The organism is Moorena sp. SIO4E2 (genome assembly GCF_010671945.1).
Taxonomy (GTDB): Bacteria; Cyanobacteriota; Cyanobacteriia; order Cyanobacteriales; family Coleofasciculaceae; genus Moorena; species Moorena producens.
This window is the reverse complement of record NZ_JAAHIE010000565.1, coordinates 1-4,433: the sequence shown is the minus strand read 5'-3', so window position 1 is coordinate 4,433 and position 4,433 is coordinate 1. Positions and strand designations below refer to the sequence as shown.

Genomic DNA, 4,433 nt, shown 5'->3' with positions numbered 1-4,433 from the left:
GCGGTCTTGGGGGTTTCCCCCATGAGCGACTGCATCAAGAAACGTTCCACGGTAAGAGCCAGCCTACAGTTTCTCCAGGCTCTCAGGCTGGCTCTGGAGCCCCAGTTAAGGAGATACCTAATATTTTATGTCGTACTCTCAACGCCTATATCCATGGGCGCTCATTCGTCTATTGCCGAAGATGCAGCGGGTGGTTGTGCGTCGTTTCCGCAACCGTTCTGATGCGGAGGGGCACTTGCAGGCTCTTAAACGACTGATGCCCGATGAAAAATTTATAATTATCTTCGATTTAGGAGACCCTATAGAGGGAGAGTCTATAGACGAAGAATCTTAAGAAGCAGGAAGTTTGGGAAGTTTGAAAAGCCCAGCTCTTCACTAATCAAATTTTAGTCCGACCCCAGAAACAGCTCTGCAAACTGGGGTGTATGTAACTCAAAAATTAGTCTTGATTTGGTAAATTGTCTATGACAAAACCTGCAGATATTGGTAGCAAACGCCTGATCAGTCTCGCTCCTAATGCTTGGGTGCAATGGGTAACCGGTAATTCCCAAGTGCGGGCATCTCAGTTGCTGGATGCTGAGTTTCAGTGGATTAGTCGCGAAAGCGATGTGATTGTCAAAGCCTCTAGTCCTGAACATAACGAATTTCTGATTCTTAATGAATTACAACTACGCTATGACCAGAACATGCCTCAGCGAATGCGCAATTATGTGGCTTTAGCTGAGGAGAAATACAACCTATCCGCTTATCCAGTATTAATTAACATCTTGCCGCCCCCAGCCACGGTCACCATTGAAAATTGCTACGACAGTGAATTCATGGGATTAAAGGCCCGTCAAGATTATCGGGTAATAAATCTGTGGGAAGTAGAGGCGGAATTAGTATTAGGACAACCTTTGCCTCCCTTATTTCCATTTGTACCGATCTTAAAAGGAGGTGGTAGTGAATCGAAATTGCGCTCAGCCGTGCAGGCGCTACGAGCGGATCAAACCTTGAATCAACTAGAGCCATTGTTAGCTTTCTTCGCTAGCTTTGTTTTAGAGATACCTTTAATTCAACAAATCATGAGGTGGGATATGACAGTATTACGAGAATCGCCCTGGTATCAAGAGATTTTACAAGAGGGTCTTGCTCAAGGGATTGAACAAGGCATCCAACAAGGGATTGAACAAGGGATTGAACAAGGGATTGAACAAGGGATTGAACAAGGGATCCAACAAGAACGTCGAGGCAGTTTAGAGCGCATCCTTAAACTACGATTTTCAGAGATTCCTGTCGAGATATCCGTGAGAATTCAAGCCTTAACTCTCGAACAATTAGAAGAGTTGATGGCAACAGCATTAACGGTTAACTCCCTAGATGAGTTTACTCAACATTTGCCCAATTAATTAAATAAGGCCACACCCACCTCGACCGTGGGGTGGGCGTAAGTCAATAATTAGTCTTAATTGGATCAATTGTATGGCAAAACGTGCAGATATTGGTAGCAAACGCCTAATCAGTCTCGCTCCTAATGCTTGGGTGCAATGGGTAACCGGTAATTCCCAAGTGCGGGCATCTCAGTTACTGGATGCTGAGTTCCAATGGATTAGTCGCGAAAGTGATGTCATTGTAAAAGCGTCTAGTCCTGAACACTCCGAATTTCTGATTCTCAATGAATTACAACTACGCTATGACCAGAACATGCCTAAGCGAATGCGCAATTATGTGGCTTTAGCTGAGGAAAAATACAACCTATCCGCTTATCCAGTATTAATTAATATCTTGCCGCCCCCAAGCACGGTCACAATCGAAGACTGTTACGACAGTGAATTAATGGGATTAAAAGCCCGTCAAGATTATCGGGTAATTAATCTGTGGGAAGTAGATGCTGAATTAGTATTAGGACAACCATTACCTCCCCTATTTCCATTTGTACCGATCTTAAAAGGAGGTGGTAGTGAATCGAAATTGCGGTCAGCGGTGCAGGCTTTACGAGCGGATCAAACATTGAATCAACTAGAACCGTTGTTAGCTTTCTTTGCTAGCTTTGTGCTAGAGATACCATTAATTCAACAAATCATGAGGTGGGATATGACAGTATTACGGGAATCACCCTGGTATCAAGAGATTTTACAAGAGGGTCTTGCTCAAGGGATTGAACAAGGCATCCAACAAGAACGTCGAGGCAGTTTAGAGCGCATCCTTAAACTGCGATTTTCAGAGATTCCTTTAGAGATATCTCTGAAAATTCAAGCCTTAACTCTCGAACAATTAGAAGAGTTGATGGCCACAGCATTAACGGTTAACTCCCTAGATGAGTTTACTCAACATTTGCCCAAGTAATGTAAGCATTCAGCGGTCAGCCGTCAGCCGTCAGCTTTGTGGCACAGGCTTCTAACCTGTGACTTTCGTGACTATTAAACGAATGCTTGCCTGTTGTCTTGATGCAGTCGCTCATGGGGGTTTCCCCCAAGACCGCGCTGCATCGCTTATTCAAAAGCTGTTCGGTGTAGCGTGCCCTATGCCCATCAGCACATCAAGTAGCGTGCCCTATGCCCATCAGCTGATACGCGACACGCTGATAGCTGACAGTGCTACACCCTACCTCGACCCTGGGGTTAGGGGTGGGTTACTATTGCCTATTGCCTCTTGCCTCTTGCCTATTGCCTATTGCCTTTTGCCTTTTGCCTAGGGTCAGCAACCCTAACAAACCGGCACCATAAGCAGGCTGATCGCGAGGCCAAATTACTTTAACATTAGGGCTAAGCATGACTAGAGATGATTCAAATTGCTGACGGATTGAGGAAAGACCATGCCATACACTTCCGGTTGTTACTACTTCACATACTGAGTCAGGGCTAAATACGCTTTCAATTACAACTTGGGTAGCTTTGGCTAGTTGATTAACGGTATCTTCGATAATGCTAATGGCTACCTGATCCCCTTCAGCCGCTGCTCGATCCACAATTGGTGCTAAGGATGCAATTTCTTTGACTCCCCACCCTGGCTGATAAATAATATCTGTGATATAATTAAAGCTTGATAAGTTAAAATGGGTGGTGAAGCGCTCCTGAAGACTAGTTGTTGTTAGACTGGTTACTGCGCAGCCATCATAGGCTTTCATAGCGGCTCGTAATCCAGACACGGCAATGTGATAGGCACTGCCAACATCTCCTAGGATATGCCCCCAGCCACCAACTCGCTTGGTATTTCCCTGGGCATTGCGTCCAAAAATGATTGAGCCGGTGCCTGCGATCGCAACAACTCCCACAGGCTTACCGACTCCCCCCACTAAGGCAATCAAAGCATCATCACAAATCACAACATTAGAGGGGAGCAATGCCCAAGTGACGGGAATTGTCTGACTTGACAACAACTGTGGGACGAAGCCTTGCACCACTTCTCTATCTCGTGGACGACCAACACCGGCTAATCCCAAACACATCGCTTCCACTGTGACCGATTCCATGGACAGTTTAGCGGAAGCTTGTTGGGTGGCTTGGCGAATGGCTGATTCTATGGAGGCGAAAGCGGTTTTGATACCAACGGTGTGATAATTGGAGGCATCAGCTTCTCCTCGACCTAGGATTTGACCTTGGTGGTTGATCACTACACAAAGGGTTTTACTGGCACCGCCATCTATTCCGATTACACAGGTGGTCATTTATAGTTAGTTGATTCTAATGAAACTGGCAAGATGCCAGTTCTACGCAAATTGAAACTGGCAAGATGCCAGTTCTACGCCTGATGCCAGTTTAGCGATCGCATTCAAAACTGGCGTTGCGTCAGTCTTCGCCCTGAATAGGAAGGAGTAGAGTGGGCATCCTGCCCGCGCGAAAATAAGGAGGAAACTGGCAAGATGCCAGTTCTACCCAACATGAAATTAATGAAACTGGCAAGATGCCAGTTCTACCAAGATGCCAGTTCTACCAAGATGCCAGTTTAGCGATCGCATTCAAAAGTAGGCAAAAGCTCACAATTATTTATTGTCTGGATCTTCTTGCTTCAGAAGCGCATCCACTAATACTGTGACTTGCACCAGGGAATTGATCACATCACTGGCTTGGGTAAAGGGTTTACCTTCATACTCGCAGTAGGCTGACCAGATTAGAGGAATAGCAACAAGTCCGACGAGCCAACGCTTGATGGTTTTAGGATTATACATGGGCAGGAATAAAAACAACAGCCTCATCTGTTTTTGTTAACTTTCTCAAAGAGCGATTCCATGCCAAATCCAACTAGAGAGCCCATTTCAAAAATTTTTTCCGACTTTGCATAGAATCCGGGGTTGGCCACCGTTAGTTATTTAGAAAGGTAAATCCAGGAGATGGATTGAGATGGAGTTAACCCATGAACGAACTGGAGGAACGACTACAACAGCTAGCTTTGGAAGCTCAAAAGCATCCCCCAAAAAGCCGTGGCCGTCGTCTAGCCCTGACCCGGCTGATTCA

5 protein-coding genes are annotated in these 4,433 nt (G+C 45.7%); 3 read left to right on the top strand and 2 right to left on the bottom strand.

Features of this window, described 5'->3' with window-relative positions; all coding sequences use genetic code 11:
- The first annotated feature begins 127 nt into the window (after positions 1-127).
- The 3 genes from F6K37_RS33090 (at position 128) to F6K37_RS33080 (ending at position 2,325) form a co-directional block, all read left to right on the top strand.
- Positions 128-334 carry a hypothetical protein gene (locus F6K37_RS33090; RefSeq protein WP_287254898.1) on the top strand — a complete coding sequence of 69 codons (207 nt, stop codon included), beginning with the start codon at positions 128-130 and terminating at the stop codon, positions 332-334.
- Between the two features lie 130 nt (positions 335-464).
- Positions 465-1,388: a DUF4351 domain-containing protein gene (locus F6K37_RS33085; RefSeq protein ID WP_287254896.1), complete on the top strand. Its 924-nt coding sequence runs from the start codon at positions 465-467 to the stop codon at positions 1,386-1,388.
- Positions 1,389-1,461: 73 nt separating this feature from the next.
- Complete coding sequence (locus F6K37_RS33080) at positions 1,462-2,325, top strand: DUF4351 domain-containing protein (RefSeq protein ID WP_287254895.1); 864 nt, start codon at positions 1,462-1,464, stop codon at positions 2,323-2,325.
- A gap of 289 nt (positions 2,326-2,614) precedes the next feature.
- On the opposite strand, the gene F6K37_RS33075 is transcribed toward F6K37_RS33080, so the two are convergent.
- Both F6K37_RS33075 and F6K37_RS33070 read right to left on the bottom strand, forming a co-directional pair.
- Positions 2,615-3,646 carry an N-acetylglucosamine kinase gene (locus F6K37_RS33075; protein ID WP_287254893.1) on the bottom strand — a complete coding sequence of 344 codons (1,032 nt, stop codon included), beginning with the start codon at positions 3,644-3,646 and terminating at the stop codon, positions 2,615-2,617.
- 315 nt (positions 3,647-3,961) lie between these two features.
- Positions 3,962-4,174, bottom strand: a complete 213-nt coding sequence (locus tag F6K37_RS33070) for a hypothetical protein (RefSeq protein ID WP_158026413.1) — start codon at positions 4,172-4,174, stop codon at positions 3,962-3,964.
- Positions 4,175-4,433: the final 259 nt, after the last annotated feature.

Bases quoted from the DNA above. Each gene is read 5' to 3' on its own strand.
- F6K37_RS33090 (WP_287254898.1), top strand. From the start codon at position 128: ATGTCGTACTCTCAACGCCTATATCCATGGGCGCTCATTCGTCTATTG.
- F6K37_RS33075 (WP_287254893.1), bottom strand. From the start codon at position 3,646: ATGACCACCTGTGTAATCGGAATAGATGGCGGTGCCAGTAAAACCCTT.
- F6K37_RS33080 (WP_287254895.1), top strand. From the start codon at position 1,462: ATGGCAAAACGTGCAGATATTGGTAGCAAACGCCTAATCAGTCTCGCT.
- F6K37_RS33070 (WP_158026413.1), bottom strand. From the start codon at position 4,174: ATGAGGCTGTTGTTTTTATTCCTGCCCATGTATAATCCTAAAACCATC.
- F6K37_RS33085 (WP_287254896.1), top strand. From the start codon at position 465: ATGACAAAACCTGCAGATATTGGTAGCAAACGCCTGATCAGTCTCGCT.